This is a genomic window from Xylophilus sp. GW821-FHT01B05, assembly GCA_038961845.1.
Taxonomy (GTDB): Bacteria; Pseudomonadota; Gammaproteobacteria; order Burkholderiales; family Burkholderiaceae_C; genus Xylophilus.
Genome location: CP152408.1, coordinates 3,851,921 through 3,868,254 on the forward strand (window position 1 = coordinate 3,851,921; position 16,334 = coordinate 3,868,254).

At 67.2% G+C, this 16,334-nt stretch carries 13 protein-coding genes; 10 read left to right on the plus strand and 3 right to left on the minus strand.

Features of this window, described 5'->3' with window-relative positions:
• The 5 genes from AAFF27_17905 to AAFF27_17925 all read left to right on the plus strand — a co-directional run bounded on the left by AAFF27_17905 (position 1) and on the right by AAFF27_17925 (position 8,139).
• Positions 1–666 (plus strand): response regulator transcription factor, encoded by a 666-nt coding sequence (locus tag AAFF27_17905; GenBank protein ID XAH21884.1) that lies wholly within the window; start codon positions 1–3, stop codon positions 664–666.
• Entirely contained in the window at positions 663–2,066 is a 1,404-nt protein-coding gene (locus tag AAFF27_17910) for a sensor histidine kinase (protein ID XAH21885.1), read from the plus strand. Before AAFF27_17905 ends, AAFF27_17910 begins: the two co-directional genes overlap by 4 nt.
• A gap of 243 nt (positions 2,067–2,309) precedes the next feature.
• The gene (locus AAFF27_17915) at positions 2,310–3,530 is read left to right on the plus strand and encodes an efflux RND transporter periplasmic adaptor subunit (protein ID XAH21886.1); all 1,221 of its coding nucleotides are present in this window, start codon (positions 2,310–2,312) and stop codon (positions 3,528–3,530) included.
• A 15-nt stretch (positions 3,531–3,545) separates the two neighbouring features.
• Positions 3,546–6,731, plus strand: a complete 3,186-nt coding sequence (locus AAFF27_17920) for a CusA/CzcA family heavy metal efflux RND transporter (GenBank protein XAH21887.1) — start codon at positions 3,546–3,548, stop codon at positions 6,729–6,731.
• Between the two features lie 22 nt (positions 6,732–6,753).
• Entirely contained in the window at positions 6,754–8,139 is a 1,386-nt protein-coding gene (locus AAFF27_17925; protein XAH21888.1) for an efflux transporter outer membrane subunit, read from the plus strand.
• Between the two features lie 4 nt (positions 8,140–8,143).
• Here AAFF27_17925 and AAFF27_17930 read toward each other — a convergent pair whose 3' ends face one another.
• Entirely contained in the window at positions 8,144–8,380 is a 237-nt protein-coding gene (locus tag AAFF27_17930; GenBank protein XAH21889.1) for a TIGR04438 family Trp-rich protein, read from the minus strand.
• Positions 8,381–8,455: 75 nt separating this feature from the next.
• Between AAFF27_17930 and AAFF27_17935 the strand changes: the two genes are divergently transcribed.
• Positions 8,456–8,770, plus strand: a complete 315-nt coding sequence (locus AAFF27_17935) for a c-type cytochrome (protein ID XAH21890.1) — start codon at positions 8,456–8,458, stop codon at positions 8,768–8,770.
• A gap of 6 nt (positions 8,771–8,776) precedes the next feature.
• Here the strand turns inward: AAFF27_17935 and AAFF27_17940 are convergent, their stop codons facing one another.
• Both AAFF27_17940 and acs read right to left on the minus strand, forming a co-directional pair.
• The gene (locus AAFF27_17940; protein XAH21891.1) at positions 8,777–9,280 is read right to left on the minus strand and encodes a LapA family protein; all 504 of its coding nucleotides are present in this window, start codon (positions 9,278–9,280) and stop codon (positions 8,777–8,779) included.
• 336 nt (positions 9,281–9,616) lie between these two features.
• Positions 9,617–11,614, minus strand: coding sequence for an acetate--CoA ligase (gene acs, locus AAFF27_17945; GenBank protein ID XAH21892.1), 1,998 nt, complete (start codon positions 11,612–11,614; stop codon positions 9,617–9,619).
• A 139-nt stretch (positions 11,615–11,753) separates the two neighbouring features.
• Between acs and AAFF27_17950 the strand changes: the two genes are divergently transcribed.
• The 4 genes from AAFF27_17950 (at position 11,754) to proX (ending at position 16,280) form a co-directional block, all read left to right on the plus strand.
• The gene (locus AAFF27_17950) at positions 11,754–12,353 is read left to right on the plus strand and encodes a YqhA family protein (GenBank protein XAH21893.1); all 600 of its coding nucleotides are present in this window, start codon (positions 11,754–11,756) and stop codon (positions 12,351–12,353) included.
• Between the two features lie 382 nt (positions 12,354–12,735).
• Positions 12,736–13,938 (plus strand): glycine betaine/L-proline ABC transporter ATP-binding protein ProV, encoded by a 1,203-nt coding sequence (gene proV / locus AAFF27_17955; protein ID XAH21894.1) that lies wholly within the window; start codon positions 12,736–12,738, stop codon positions 13,936–13,938.
• Between the two features lie 117 nt (positions 13,939–14,055).
• Entirely contained in the window at positions 14,056–15,189 is a 1,134-nt protein-coding gene (gene proW / locus AAFF27_17960; GenBank protein ID XAH21895.1) for a glycine betaine/L-proline ABC transporter permease ProW, read from the plus strand.
• 14 nt (positions 15,190–15,203) lie between these two features.
• Positions 15,204–16,280, plus strand: a complete 1,077-nt coding sequence (proX, locus tag AAFF27_17965; protein XAH21896.1) for a glycine betaine/L-proline ABC transporter substrate-binding protein ProX — start codon at positions 15,204–15,206, stop codon at positions 16,278–16,280.
• Positions 16,281–16,334: the final 54 nt, after the last annotated feature.

Sequence of the window (16,334 nt, forward strand, 5' to 3'; positions counted from 1 at the left end):
ATGCGCGTCCTGCTGGTCGAGGACGACCCGGCACTGCGGCTGGGCGTCACGCGCACCCTGCAGGCCGAGGGCTGGCAGGTCGATGCGGTGACCGACGGCGAATACGCGCTGGCCGCCACCGCCACCGAGCAGTACGACGCCGCGGTGCTGGACCTGGGCCTGCCGCGGCGCGACGGCTTTGACGTGCTGCGCCACTGGCGCACACACGGCCACGACCTGGCGGTGCTGATCCTGACCGCCAACGACGGCCTGCCCAACCGGTTGCGCGGCCTGAATGAGGGCGCCGACGACTACCTGCCCAAGCCCTTCGAGCCCGAAGAGCTGGTGGCCCGGCTGCGTGCCGTTACGCGGCGCCGGCGCGGCAGCAGCAGCAACCTGCTGACGGTGGGCGCGCTCAGCTTCAACACCGACAGCCGCGAGCTGCGCTGCCGTGACGAGCGCCTGCCGCTCAGCCCGCGCGAGGCAGCGCTGGTCGAGCTGCTGATGGCATCGCCCGGCACCGCCGTATCCAAGAGCCGCATCATCTCGGCCATGTCGAGCTGGGAATCCAACTTCAGCGCCAATGCGGTGGAGATCTACATCCTGAAGCTGCGGCGCAAGCTGGCCGTGGCCGGCGTCAACATCGTGACGGTGCGTGGCGTGGGCTATGCGCTGGAGCTGGTGTGAACACAGACGTGCGCGGCTCCGCCCGCAGCCTGTGGCAGCAACTGGCCACGCCGCTGCTGGCGCTGTGGGTGGCGTCTGCCCTGCTGGCCACGGGCGCGGCCTACTGGCTGGCGGGGCGCTCCACCAACCTGTCGTTTGACCGCATCCTGGCGGACGATGCGCGCGCGCTGGCGTCCCAACTGCGCTGGAGCGGCGGGCGCGCCGCCTTCGTCGCCAACAAGGAAACCGCCGACTCGCTGGTGTTTGACTCGCTGGCGCGCACCCACTACCTGATACGCACCGAGAGCGGGCGCACCTTGGTAGGCGACCTGAGCATCGATCTGCCGCTGCCACCGCAAGACGGCGCCACCCATGAACCCAGAGTGTTCGACCTGGAAAGCGCCGGCAGCGCGCTGCGCGCGGTCACGCTGCGACTGGCGCCCACGCCGGGCGACGAGCCGGTCTGGGTGCTGGTGGCCGAATCCAAGGCCGCGCGCCAGCACGTGTCGCAAGAGATCGCGCTGGCCATCTTCATGCCGGCGGCGCTGGCGGGCTTTGTGATCATTCCGCTGGTCTTCCTGGGCATCCGCCGCGGCCTGGCGCCCACCCGCCGCATCAGCGCGGAAGTTGCCCTGCACGGCGTGCACGACCTATCGCCCCTGCCCACCGAACACGTGCCCGAAGAGCTGCGCGCCCTGGTGCTGCACACCAACGAGCTGCTGTTCCGGCTCAAGGCCTCCATCGACGAGCAGCGCCGCTTCATCGCCGACGCGGCGCACCAGTTGCAAACCCCGGTCGCCGGCATTCGCCTGCTGGTGGGCGACATGCGCCGCATCCAGCGCGCCGACCCATTGCAGCCGGCCGACGGCGAGGTGCTGGCCCAGCTCGACGAAGTCGCGGTGCGCACGGCGCGCCTGGTGCGCCAGCTGCTGGCCTTTGCCCGCGCCGAAGACGACACGGTGGTGGAAGACGAGCTGTTCGACTGCGCCGCCGTGGTGGCCGAGGCCGGCCGGCGCTGGCAGGCGCCGGTGTTGGCGGCCGGCAAGCAGTTGCAGTTACCGCAGCCCAGCGCCCTGCCCGCCACGGTGCGCGGCTCCCCCACGCTGCTGGGCGAAGTGGTGTCCAACCTGGTCGACAACGCCCTGCGCTACGGCGGCACGCAGATCGAGGTGCTGCTGCAGGTGCAGCCGGATGAGGTGCTGCTGGCGGTCTGCGACGACGGCCCTGCGCTGGATGCCGACACGCATGCGCAGATGCTCCTGCCCTTCTGGCGCGGCGCGCACGGCCAGCCCGAGGGCTCAGGCCTGGGCCTGTCGATTGCCCAGCGCGTGGTGCTGCGCATGGGCGGCACGCTGGCCGCGCGCCAGGCCAGCGAAGCGGGCGGCACCTGCATCGAGATCCGCCTGCCGCGCGTGGGCTGAGCGCCGCATAACTATCAAATAGATAGCTAATAGCCCAGGCGGCACCTGGGCTAAAGGCATATTTCATTCAAAACCCGTTCAGACTGGGCGCGCCGCCACGGCATAAAGCAAACGTAAAGCTTGCCTGCCTAGACTGCCCTGCACCGCGCTGCCACGCCTGTGCAGCGCCGGTGCTCCGCGCCCTGTGCATGTCCTTGTCCGAGAAGGTCTGCGCCCCGCGGCGCAACCTTGGGGACTGGACGGATGGCTCGCAAATCTTCTTCGGTATCGCGCCTGCAATGGGGTGCGGCTGTGCTCGTGGTGCTGGTGCTTGCGGGGGCCGGCGCATGGCTGCTGCGCAGCCCGTCAGAACCTGAGCCCCAGGCGCAAGCACCGCTCGCGTCCAAGGCCGGCAAGGTCGGCCCGGAGACCGTGCGCATCGCCGCCGACCAGGCTGCCGCGCTGGATGTGGGTGCCGTGGGCGAGCGCCAGTTTGACCATCGCCGCCAGACCATTGGCAACATCGATTTCAACCAGGACCGCACCACGCCCGTCTACACGCCCTACCAGGGCCGCATCGCGCAGGTGCTGGTCAAGGCCGGCGACGACGTCAAGGCCGGGCAGACGCTCTACACCGTCGCCGTGCCGGACATCGCGCAGGCGGCGTCCACGCTCATTTCCACCGCCGGCGCGCTGCACGCCGCCAACGAAACCCTGCGCCGCGCACAGGTGCTGGCCAAGGACGACAGCATTCCGCAGAAGGAACTGCAGCAGAACCAGTCGGACCAGCAAACGGCCGAGGCCGCCTACAACGCGGCGCGCAAGAGCCTGCGCCTGTTCGACTTGTCTGATGCCGACATTGCCCGCCTGGAGCGCGACCGCAACGTGGGCATCGAGATGCCAGTCAAGAGCCCCATCGCCGGCCGCGTGACCGCGCGCACCGCGCAGGTCGGCCTGCTGGTGCAGCCCGGCACCGCCCCGGCGCCGGTGACGGTGGCCGACATGCGCACGCTGTGGATGGTGGCCAGCGTGCCGGAGTCTGAGTTTGCGCTGTACCACATCGGCCAGCCGGTCGATGTGCGGGTGCAGGCCTGGCCGGGCAAGGTGTTTTCGGGCCGCGTCTCGTATGTGGGCGACAGCGTGGACGCCAACAGCCGCCGGCTGGTGGTGCGCGCCGACGTGAACGACCCGGCGCGCGCGCTGCGGCCGCAGATGCTGGCCGACTTCAGCATCGCCATTGCCGCACCAGAAACCTCGGTGGCCGTGCCGGCGACGGCCGTGGTGCGCGAGACCAATGGCAGCAATGCGGTCTGGGTTGCCACATCGGACGACGCCGAAGGGCCGCGCTTTGTGCGGCGCACGGTGGTGACCGGCCTCACCACCGACGGCCAGGTGCAGATCGCCAGCGGCCTGAAGGCCGGCGAGCGCATTGCGCGCAGGAACGCCCTGTTCCTGAGCAACCTGTACGAAACCAACGCGGATTAAGCAAGGAGCCACCCAGTGTTTCGTCCTCTGCTGGCCTTCGTCCTTTCGCGGCGGCCCATCGTTCTGCTCGGCCTGCTGGCCTTTCTTGCGGCCGGCGTGTTTGCCTTCCTCAAGCTCAATGTCGAGGCCTACCCAAACCCGGCCCCGGTGATTCTTGAAATCACCGCCCAGGCCCCCGGCATGTCGGCCGAGGAAATGGAGCGCTACTACACCCGGCCAATGGAGGTTGGGCTGGCCACTACGCCGGGCGTGGACAACATCCGCTCGACATCCTTCTACGGCCTGTCTTTTGTGCGCGTTACCTTCAAGTACGACACGGACTACTACTTTGCACTGACCCAGGTCGCCAACAACCTGCAGGCCAATGTCAGCCTGCCCAATGGCGTGCAGCCGCAGATCCAGGCGTCGAGCCTGGTGGGTGAAATCCTGCGCTACCAGGTCAAGGGCCCGGCCAGCACCAGCCTGACCGAGCTGCGCACCCTGCAAGACTGGGTAATAGAGCGCCGCCTGCTGACCGTGCCCGGCGTGGTGCAGGTCGTCACCTGGGGTGGCACGACCAAGGAATACCACGTTGAGGCAGACCCCAAGCTGCTGGAATCACACAAGGTCACGCTGCAGCAGCTGATCACCGCCATTGGCAATGCCAACCTCAACGTGGGTGGCCGCGCCATCAGCGTGGGCGATCAGTCGGTCAACATCCGCGGCCTGGGCCTGGTGGAGAACCTGGACGACATTGGCAACATCGTGGTCGGCCAACAGAACGGCCTGCCAACCCAGGTGAAAGACGTGGCGCGCATCGTCGAAGGCACGGTGCCGCGCCTGGGCGAAGCCGGCCGCGATGCCGAGCACGACGTGGTGACCGGCGTCGTCATCATGAACCGCACGCTGCACACCAGCGATGTCATCAGCCGCGTGAAGACAGCGGTGGAAAAGCTCAACGCCGACGGCAGCCTGCCGCCCGGCGTGAAGCTCGAGCCCTACTACGACCGCGCGGTGCTGGTGGGCGTGACCACGCACACCGTGATCCACAACCTGATCTTTGGTTGCCTGCTGGTGTTCTTCATCCAGTGGATCTTTCTGGGCGACCTGCGCAGCGCGGTGATCGTGAGCGTGAACATTCCGTTTGCGCTGTTCTTCAGCATCATGATTTTGGTGCTCACCAATGAGTCGGCCAACCTGCTGTCGCTGGGGGCGGTGGATTTCGGGATCATCGTGGACTCGGCGGTGATCCTGGTCGAGAACATCTTCCGCAACTTCCAGCGCACATCGGCCGAGCGGGCGATGGCACTGCGCGCCATGTCGCACGGCGCAGACGGCCTGCGCACCGACCCGGCCATGGGCTGGACCGCGCGGCTGCGCATGATCTACCTGAGCGCGATCCAGGTCGACAGCTCGGTGCTGTTCTCTACCGTGATCACCATCGCCGCGTTCACGCCGCTGTTCACCATGCAGGGCGTGGAAGGCCAGATCTTCGGGCCCATGGCACGCACCTACGGCTACGCGCTGGCCGGCGCGCTGCTGGCCACCTTCACCATCACGCCGGTGCTGGCCAGCTACCTGCTGCCGCGCAAGATCGAAGAGAAAGAAACCATCTTCGTGCGCGCCATCCACCGCGTCTACAAGCCGGCCCTGCACTGGGTGCTGGCGCACACGCGCACGGTTATCGTGATCGGCTGTGTGGCGCTGCTGGGTGGCGGCATTCTGGCCAGCCGCCTGGGCAGTGAATTTTTGCCTGCGCTGGAAGAAGGCAACCTGTGGATTCGCGCCTCGATGCCGCCCACCATCTCGTTGGAGGCGGGCAGCGAAAAGGTCAACCGCATGCGGCAGTTGATCAAGGAGTACCCCGAGGTGCTGACCGTGGTGTCGCAACACGGCCGCCCGGACGATGGCAGCGATGCATCCGGCTTCAACAACGTGGAGCTGTTTGCGCCGCTCAAGCCCTTTGACGAATGGCGCCCGGGCATGACCAAGGCGCGGCTGGTGAACGAGCTGCAGGACAAGTTCGAGGCCGAGTTCCCTGGCGTCGGCTTTAACTTCTCGCAGTACATCCAGGACAACGTGCAAGAAGGTTTGTCGGGCGTGAAGGGTGCCAACTCGGTGAAGATCATCGGCCCCGATTTGGTCGAGCTGGAGCGCCTGGCCGATGAGGTGATGACGGTGATGGGCAAGATCGACGGCGTGGCCGACCTCGGCACCTTCCACACGCTGGGCCAGCCCAACATGAACATCAAGGTGGACCGCGCCCGCGCGGCCCGCTACGGGCTCAATACGGGCGATGTCACCTCTGCCATCCAGACCGCCATGGGCGGCAGCACGGCCACCTCGGTGCTGGACGGCGACCGGCAATTTGGGCTGACCGTGCGCTTTGCGCCCGAGCAGCGCGCCACGCTGGATGCGGTAAAGGCGCTGCGCGTGGGCTACACCACGACCGATGGCAGCACCTCTTTCATCCCGCTGACCGATGTGGCCACGGTGTCGCTGGACACCGGCGCCACCTACATCTACCGCGAAAGCAACGAGCGCTTCATCCCGATCAAGTTCAGCGCGCGGGGCCGCGACCTGGGCGGCACGGTGTCGGAGATCCAGCGCAAGATCGCGGCCGAGGTCAAGCTGCCGCAGGGCTACCGCATCCTCTACGCGGGTGAGTTCGAGGCGCTGCAAAAGGCCAAGGGCCGCATGATGGTGGCGATTCCGCTGGCGGTGGCGCTGATCGTGGTGCTGCTGTATGCGCTGTTCAGCAACTTCACCTACAGCCTGCTGACGCTGGCGGCCGTGCCCTTCACGGTGCTGGGCGGCATCCTGGCGCTGTCGATCACGGGCCAGGTGCTGAGCGTGTCGGCCATCATCGGTTTTATCTCGCTGCTGGGTGTGTCGGTGATGGACGGCATCCTGATCCTGAGCTACTTCAAGGAGCTCAAGCTCAAGGGCCGCACTGATCTGGAAGCCGTCACCGAAGCCTACGAGCACCGCATGCGGCCACTGCTGATGACGGCGCTGTCGGCCTGCATCGGCCTGTTCCCGGCGGCCCTGTCGCACAGCATAGGCAGCGAGGTGCAGCGCCCGCTGGCCACCGTGGTGGTCGGCGGCATGCTGATCGGCCCGCTGTTCCTGCTGCTGGTGCTGCCTGCGCTGCGGCTGGCGGTGCTGCGCCGGGTCAAGTTCGCCAAGCGGCGCATCGGTTTGGGAGGCAAGCGTGCTTAATCAACATCGGCCGGACAGGCGTTTGTTCATCGGGTTGACGGCGCTGGCGGTGGCCGGCTGCGCGGTCGGCCCCGACTATGTGAAACCAGTGGTCGCCACCCCGGCCGCGCTCACGCGCCAGCCGCTGGCCACCGCCGGCACTGGCGGCCCGGTGGCACGCGACTGGTGGAAGGCCTTCGGCTCGCCCGCACTGGACGACATGGTCGCCCAGGCGCTGGCGCGCAACCCCAGCATCGAGGCCGCGCAGGCCACCTTGCAGGCCGCGCACCAGAACGTGATCGCCCAGCGCGGCTTCTTCTTCCCTAGCGTGGCGGCGAGCTACAACGGCAGCCGGCAGAACGTCGGGCAGTCGCAGTCCTCGCCGCTGGAGTCGGGCAGCACGCTCTACAACTACCACACGGCCCAGCTCAACATCAGCTACACGCCCGATGTGTTTGGCGCCAACCAGCGCCAGGTCGAGGGCCTGCAGGCCACCGAAGAAGGCCAGCGCCTGCAGCTCGAAGCCGCGCGCCTGACCCTGGCCAGCAACCTGGTGGGTGCCGTGCTGCAGGCCGCCATGCTGGCCGAGCAAAGCACGCTGACCGAGCAGGCCGTTGCCGCCATGCAAGAGCAGTTGCGCTACATGCGCAAGCTGCAGCGCAACGGCTATGCCAGCGGCCTGGATGTGGCTACACAAGAGAACCTGCTGACCCAGATCCAGCAGGCACTGCCGCCACTGCAAAAGCAGCTGGAGCAAACGCGCAACCTGATCGCCGTGCTGGGCGGCCAGACGCCCGACACGGCGCTGCCTGCCATTGACCTGGCCGCCATCCGCCTGCCGCAGTTGCCGGCGGCGGTGGCCTCTGATCTGGTGGCGCAGCGGCCCGACGTGCGCGCGGCTGAGACCCAGGTGCAAACCGCCAGCGCGGCCATCGGCGTAGCCAAGGCGGCGCGGCTGCCGCAGCTGTCGATCACGGCAGCGCTGGGCGGTGGCGCCACCAGCTTCTCGCAGATGTTCGCCGCTGGCAACAGCACCTGGGCGCTGGGCCTGGGCTTGCTGCAGCCCATCTTCTCGGGCGGCACCTTGACAGCCCGCCAGCGCGCCGCAGAAGCCGAGCTGAAGACCGCCGCAGCCCAGTACCGCGGCACGGTGCTGAGCGCCTTCCAGAACGTGGCGGATACCTTGTATGCGCTGGACATCGACACGCGCGCCCTGCATGTAGCCGAGGCCAGCGAGGCCGCCACCCGCACCAGCTTTGAGCTGACCCAGTCGCAACTGCGCCAGGGCTATAGCTCGCAGCCCTCGGTGCTGGCGGCGCAACAGGCCTGGCTGCAGGCACGGGCGGCGCGGGTGGCCGCCTACGGCACGCTGCTGGGCGATGCCGTGGCGCTGTACCAGGCGCTGGGTGGCGGAGTGCTGGCCAGCTAGCTTGCTAGCGCTTGGGGCCGCGCCCCATGGCCGCGCGGCTCTTGTCGATGCGGTCCTGCTTGCGGCGCGCCATCTTGTCCATTTCGCGCCGCTTGGTCAGGCCCGAGCCGTCGGCCCAGGCCCACCAGGCGGCAGCCAGTGCAAAAGGCGCAAGCACGATCCACCAGGCCCATTGGGCGACGGGGCCGTATTCCAGCCATTTCAGCAACAGCAGGATGATTCCGAGTCCGAGAAAGTACATGGGGCCCCTCACTACAATCGGGCGAGACTGTACTCCAGAGCGCCGCGGCCCCCACGCCGCACGTCACCCCACACCATGCCCCGCCTGCTGACACTTCCCGCCCTTGCCGCCTGCGCCCTGCTGGCCTGCGCCCTGCCGGCCCAGGCCGACGAGGCCCTGGCCAAGGCACGCAACTGCATGGCCTGCCATACGGTCGAGCGCAAGGTGGTGGGGCCCAGCTTCAAGTCGGTGGCGCAAAAGTACGCTGGCCAGAACGCCGCCGACCAGCTCGCGCAAAAAATCCAGAAGGGTGGCGCCGGCGTCTGGGGGCCGGTGCCCATGCCGGCCAATCCGCAGGTCAGCGAGGCGGATGCCAAGCAGCTCGCGGGCTGGATACTGGGCTTGCGCTAAAGGCGCTCAGCGCACCTGCGGATCGACCCCAAAGCTTGGCGTGGCCTTGCGCTCCAGCCGGTCCTGCAACTGGCCCATATGGGCGGCCGTGCTGTTGTCGGACTGCTCGGCGCGCGCCGTAAGCGATACCTCCAGCGCGGCGATGCGCTCATGGAAGGCATCGCGCGCCAGGCGCGCATCCAGCTCGGACTGCTGCAGCTTGGCGTCGAGAAAACTGCGCAGCTCGGTAAAGCGCGATGCCTCGGCCTTGTCGGCCAGTTCGCGCTGGGCCTGCAGCTCCTTGCTGTGGCGGCGCGTCTCCACCAGCACCGAGCCCTGCAGGTAGACCACATAGGCCACAAAGAACACGGCCAGCAGCACGGTCAGCCCCAGCATCAGCAGGCCCAGCGGCGCCTGCACGACGGCGACGCCAAAGGACACCGCCGTCGGTGCCGCCAACGTGCCCCAGTTGAGGGCCGCCAGCGCGGCGATGACAAGTGCTATGACAAGCAGCAGGATGGTACGGATCATGGGCGGTACTCTCGGTAAGACGTCAGGAACACGGCCATGCGGCCGCGGCAACGCTGTCTTTTACCGTAGCGGGCCGCCGTTATCGGTGGCTGGCTGCCAGATTCCGGCGCCGTCCTACAACGCGGGCGGCGTGACGGGTATTTGAAAGAAAAGTGCCTCTAGCCCTTATCCACCCTGGGCTAGTAGCTATCATTTTTAAAATCCCCTGGATCAGTTGGTCTGCGCCAATTGCTCCAGGATCGCCGGGTTCTGTGGCCACGTCACATTGCTTCGCAATATGAGTGGCCCCCAATCCCGCCACGTCGCTGCGCGCCGCCAGCCTGCGGCTGTCTTGGATCAGTTGGTCTGCGCCAACTGATCCAAGATGGCTGGATTTTCCAACGTAGACGTGTCCTGCGTAATCGCTTCACCCTTGGCAATACTGCGCAGCAGGCGGCGCATGATCTTGCCGCTGCGGGTCTTGGGCAGGTTGTCGCCGAAGCGGATGTCCTTGGGCTTGGCGATGGGGCCGATCTCTTTGGCGACCCAGTCGCGCAGTTCCTTGGCGATGGCCTTGGCTTCTTCACCCGTGGGGCGCGAGCGCTTCAGCACGACGAAGGCGCAGATCGCCTCGCCGGTCAGGTCGTCGGGGCGGCCGACCACCGCAGCCTCTGCCACCAGGTCGGTCTTGGACACCAGCGCGGATTCGATCTCCATCGTACCCATGCGGTGGCCGGACACGTTCAGCACATCGTCAATACGGCCGGTGATGCGGAAGTAGCCGCGGTCAATGCTGCGCACCGCGCCGTCGCCAGCCAGGTAGATGCTGCCACCCATCTCCTCTGGGAAGTAGCTCTTCTTGAAGCGCTCCGGGTCGTTCCAGATGGTGCGCACCATGGACGGCCAGGGCCGCTTGATGACCAGGATGCCGCCGGTGCCGTTCTCGATGTCCTTGCCGGTCTCGTCGACGATGGCGGCCATGATGCCCGGCAGCGGCAAGGTGCAAGAGCCCGGCACCAGCGGCGTGGCGCCCGGCAGCGGCGTGATGACGTGGCCACCGGTTTCGGTCTGCCAGAAGGTGTCGACGATGGGGCAGCGCTCGCCGCCGATATTGCGGTGGTACCACATCCAGGCTTCTGGGTTGATCGGCTCGCCGACGCTGCCCAGGATGCGCAGGGACGACAGATCCGAACGCTTGGGGTGCACCTTCTCGTCGGCTTCCGCAGCCTTGATGAGCGAGCGGATGGCGGTGGGCGCGGTGTAGAAGATGCTGACCTTGTGGCGCTCGATCATCTGCCAGAAGCGGCCGGCGTCCGGGTAGGTCGGCACACCTTCGAACACGACCTGCGTGGCGCCGGCGGCCAGCGGGCCGTAGGTGACGTAGGTGTGGCCGGTGATCCAGCCGATGTCGGCCGTGCACCAGAACACATCTGTGGGCCGCAGGTCGAAGGTCCAGTCCATGGTGAGCTTGGCCCACAGCAGGTAGCCGCCTGTGCTGTGCTGCACGCCCTTGGGCTTGCCGGTGGAGCCCGAGGTGTAGAGGACGAACAGCGGGTGCTCGGCGCCGACCGGCTCGGGCGCGCAATCGGCGCTCTGGCCGGCCAGGGCTTCGGCAAAGCTGATGTCGCGGCCAGCCACGCGGGCCCACTCGCCCTGGGTGCGCTCATAGACCAGCACGGTCTTGACCGATTCACAGCCGCCGATGGCAATGGCATCGTCGACGATGGACTTCAGCGGCAGCGCCTTGCCGCCGCGCATCTGGTAGTTGGCGGTGATGACCGCCACCGCGCCGGCGTCGATGATGCGCTCATTCACCGCCTTGGCCGAGAAGCCGCCAAACACCACGCTGTGCGTGGCGCCAATGCGGGCGCAGGCCTGCATCGCCACCACGCCTTCGATGGTCATGGGCATGTAGATGATGACCCGGTCGCCCTTGCCAATGCCGCGCGCCTTCAGCGCATTGGCAAAGCGCGACACGCGCTCCAGCAGTTCGCGGTAGCTGACGCGGGTGACGGCGCCGTCGTCGGCCTCGAACACGATGGCGGTCTTGTGCTCTACCGGCGTGCCCATGTGGCGGTCCAGGCAGTTGGCCGAGGCGTTGAGTTCGCCGTCGTCAAACCACTTGAAGAACGGCGGCGTGCTTTCGTCCAGCACGCGGGTGAAGGGCTTGTTCCAGACCAGGTTCTCGCGCGCCAGGCGGGCCCAGAAGCCCTCAAAGTCACGCTCGGCCTCGGCGCACAGCGCCTCGTAGGCGGGCATGCCGGAGATGCGCGCCCCGCGCATGGCGGCGTCGGAGGGCGGGAACACGCGGTTCTCGACCAGCACGGATTCAATGGAGGACGCGGCGGCGCTCATGGGGATGTCTCCTGGGGAATAAGTCGTGGCAAAACGGGGGCTAATGTGGTGGCCGGCACTTACAGACCACTGACGGGCCTACTCGATTCTGGCGCAGGACCCGACTCTACAATGCGCCCTTTTGCTCTCTGGCCCCACCATGTCCGACCCTCACGCGCGCAAGGCCTCACCGTTGCGTCCGCTGCCCAACCTGATTTTTGCCAGCCGCTGGCTGCAACTGCCCTTGTACCTGGGCCTGATCGTGGCCCAGGGCGTGTACGTGGTGCACTTTCTGGTGGAGCTGCTGCACCTGGTGGAGGCGGCGTTTGGCAGCACCACGGCGCTGCAGGCGCTGGTCAACAGCATCGGCTACAAGACCACGGTGCCGATCACGAGCCTGAACGAGACGGTGATCATGCTGGTGGTACTGGCGCTGATCGACGTGGTGATGATCTCCAACCTGCTGATCATGGTGATCGTCGGCGGCTACGAGACCTTCGTCAGCCGCATGAACCTGGAAGGCCACCGCGACCAGCCCGAATGGCTGAGCCACGTGAACGCCTCTGTACTCAAGGTGAAACTGGCCACGGCCATCATCGGCATCAGCTCTATCCACCTGCTCAAGACCTTCATCAACGCCGACAACTACACCAACCGCGTGCTGATCGCCCAGACCGTGATCCACATCACCTTCCTGCTGTCGGCCTTGGCGATTGCGTTGACCGACCGGCTGATGTCGGCACCGGCGAAAGAGCACTGAGCTTCGCCAGCTTATATCCGGTTACAGCGCGCCCTTGACGCGCTCAGACTCAAAAGTTATAATTCGGCGCTTTCCTGCTTGCACCAATCCCGTCTCGCCGATGCTTTCGGCCTCCAGTCGGTGGTGCAGCGGCCCAGCTCCCACGTGAGCGGGCCGACAGGAAACCGCCGGGGCCACATCGGTCCTGCATTTCGTCAATCCCGCCGGCAGTCCCGGTACCCCGTCCAACCCGGCGCCCCTCTGGCACCGGCATAGCCCTATTGGCGGCGCGCATGCGCCATCACTGCCGGGGCTTCGGGGTTCGGCTGCGGCGGCGCCTTTTCGCTGGCTGGTTCAGCGTGGAGGTGCATCAACAGCAAGCTGCTGAGGAAGGGTCTGCCGCATGGCAAAAGAAATCGTGATCGACCATGTCTTCAAGGTGTTCGGGGATGACCCGGATGCCGCACTGGATCTGGTGCGGGAGGGCCACTCCAAGCAGGAGATCCTCGCGCGCACCGGTCAGTCCATTGGCGTGTTCGACGCGAGCTTCACCATCGAGGCGGGCGAGATCTTCGTCATCATGGGCTTGTCGGGTTCGGGCAAGTCGACGCTGGTGCGCCTGCTGAACCGGCTGATCGAGCCCAGCGCCGGCCGCATCGTGATCGACGGCCGCAACATCTTCGAGCATTCAGAAGCCGAGCTGCGCGCGCTGCGCCGCAAGGACATCAGCATGGTGTTCCAGTCCTTCGCGCTGATGCCGCACATGACGGTGCTGGAGAACACCGCCTTTGGCCTGGAACTGTCGGGCGTGAGCCAGGCCGAGCGCCTGACGCTGGCCGAGCAGGCGCTGGAGCAGGTCGGCCTGGCCGGCTGGGGCGCGAGCTACCCGGATGAACTCTCTGGCGGCATGCAGCAGCGCGTGGGCCTGGCGCGTGCGCTGGCCAGCGACCCGTCCATCCTGTTGATGGACGAGGCGTTCTCGGCGCTGGACCCGATCATCCGCACCGAGATGCAAAGCGAGCTGCTGCGCCTGCAGGAAGAGCGCCGCCGCACCATCGTCTTTATCTCGCATGACCTGGACGAGGCCATGCGCATCGGCAGCCGCATCGCCATCATGCGCGACGGCCACGTGGTGCAGGTCGGTACGCCAGAAGAGATCCTGCGCAACCCGGCCGACGACTATGTGCGCAGCTTCATCCGCGGCGTGGATGCGGCTGCTGTGTTCAAGGCTGGCGACATCGCGCGCAAGACGCAGGTGGTGATCGTGTCCGAGCACGCCGGCCGCGGCTCGCGCGCCGCGCTGCAACTGCTGGAAGAGCAGGACCGCGACTACGCCACCATCGTGAGCCCGCAGCGCCGCTTTCTGGGCCTGGTATCTGCCGACTCGCTGCGCGCCGCGCTGCACGGCCATGCAGGCCCGCTGGGCCTGGCCCAGGCTTTCTTGCCGGATGTGCCGACCATTGCCGCCAACCACCCGGTGAGCGACCTGATCGGCCAGGTGGCCCAGGTGCCCTACCCGGTGCCGGTGGTGGACGCCAACGGCCGCTACGCCGGCGCCATCAGCAAGAACACGCTGCTGCGATTTCTGGACCGCACGACCGACTGACACCCGTCAACCGTCGCCGTCCCATCCCTCTTCACCGCCAACAAAAGCCGCAGGCGTGCCCCAGGCACCGCCGCTGCATTGCCGCTTTTGTTCGCCCAGCCCTGAAAGGCCCCGACCATGTCTGACTTCAACAACCTCTCGCTGGACGCTGCCGCCGATGCCGCAGAGCCCGCGCTGGCCCAGGCACCGCACTACGTCAACCCCTGGGTCCAGAGCACGCTGCCGCCCGCCGACAGCGGCGCGGCCAGCACCGCCTGGCTCGACGGCCCGCCGCTGGACGCCCATGCACAGCCCGCGCACGCCGCCGGCCTGTTCGATGGCACGCTGCCGGTAGAGGCCTGGGTCAACCACGGGCTGGCCTGGGTGGTGCAGCACTTCCGTCCCTTCTTCCAGGCCGTGCGCGGGCCTATCGATGCGCTGCTCAGCAGCGTGGAGGGCGTGCTGTCGGCCCCGCCCGCGCCCGTCATGGTGGCGCTGATGGGCCTGCTGGTCTGGCAGTTTGCCGGGCCGGGCCTGGCCCTGGGTGCGGTGGCGGCGCTGTTGCTGGTGGCCCTGCTCGGCGTCTGGCCCGAGGCCATGACCACGCTGTCGCTGGTGCTGACATCCCTCGGCTTCTGCCTGCTGATCGGCCTGCCGCTGGGCGTGCTGCTGGCGCGCAGCGACCGCGCCCAGCGCCTGGTGCGCCCGGTGCTGGATGCCATGCAGACCACGCCCGCCTTCGTCTACCTGGTGCCGGTGGTGATGCTGTTTGGCATTGGCAACGTGCCGGGCGTGGTGGTCACCATCGTCTTCGCGCTGCCGCCGCTGGTGCGCCTGACCAACCTGGGCATACGCCAGGTGCGGTCGGACCTGGTCGAGGCCTCGCGCGCCTACGGCGCCTCGCCCTGGCAATTGCTGACCAAGGTGCAGCTGCCGCTGGCGCTGCCCTCCATCATGGCCGGCGTCAACCAGTCGCTGATGCTGTCGCTGTCGATGGTGGTGATCGCCTCGATGATCGCCGTGGGCGGCCTGGGGCAGATGGTGCTGCGCGGCATCGGCCGGCTCGACATGGGCCTGGCCACGCTCGGCGGCCTGGGCATCGTGCTGCTGGCGATCACGCTCGACCGCTTCACCCAATCGCTCGGCCAGGTGCGCCGCGGCGGCCTGCGCTGGCACCAGCGCGGCCCGGTCGGCCTGCTGCGCCGCTTGCTCGGCACCCAGCCCTCTGCCCAACGCAGCCTGCAGACCGCGCCCAGCGCCTCTGCCGCCTGAAAGAAAGGAGACCCATGTTCCCATCCACCCACATTCGTTTGCCCGCACCGCCGGCACGCCCCGTGCCCGCCATCCCGCGCGTGGCGCGCGCCGTGATCCTGTGCAGCGCCCTCGCCTTCGGCCTGGCCGGTACGCCGGCTATTGCCGCCACGCCCGACATGCCGGGAGAAGGCATCAGCGTGCAGCCGCTGCAAAGCTCGCTGCCTGAAGAAAGCTTTCAGACCTATCTGGTCACCAAGGCGCTGCAGCAGCTTGGCTACAAGGTCCAGCCGATCAAGGAGATCGAATACGCCACCGGCCTGGTCGCCATCGCCAACGGCGACGCCACCTTCCTGGCCGACTACTGGGTGCCGCTGCACCAGGATTTCTACAAGAACGCCGGCGGCGAGGCCAGCTTCTACAGCCAGGGCACCTATTCCAGCGGCGCCGTACAGGGCTACCTGATCGACAAGAAAACCGCCGACGCCTACGGCATCACCAACCTGGCGCAACTGCGCGATCCGCAGATCGCCAAGCTGTTTGACTCTGACGGCGACGGCCGCGCCAACCTCACCGGCTGCAACCCCGGCTGGGGCTGCGAAGGCGTGATCGAAACCCAACTGAGCGCCTACGGCCTGCGCGCCACCGTCAGCCACGACCAGGGCAGCTACCCGGCCCTGATGGCCGACACCATAGAGCGCTACAAGCACGGCCAGCCGGTCCTCTACTACACCTGGATGCCCTACTGGGTCAGCAGCGTGCTCAAGCCCGGCGAAGACGTGGTCTGGCTCGAAGTGCCCTTCTCTGCCACGCCCGGCAAACCCGGCGACCGCCAGGCCACCCGCCTGCCCGACGGCAAGGACTACGGCTTTGTCGCCAACACCCAGCACATCCTCGCCAACCGCAAGTTCGCAGAAGCCAACCCGGCCGCCGCAAAACTATTCGAGGTGATGGAAGTGCCGGTGGCCGACATCAACGCCCAGAACCTGCGCATGCGCGAAGGCGAGAACAAGACCGTGGATATAGAGCGGCACGCCGACGGCTGGATTGCCACGCACCGGGCGCTGTTTGACAACTGGCTGCAACAGGCGCGCGCCGCAGCAGGCTCCTGAGGCGCAGGGGCTGCGTGATACAAAATATTGATGAAATATGCCTCTAGCCCAGGC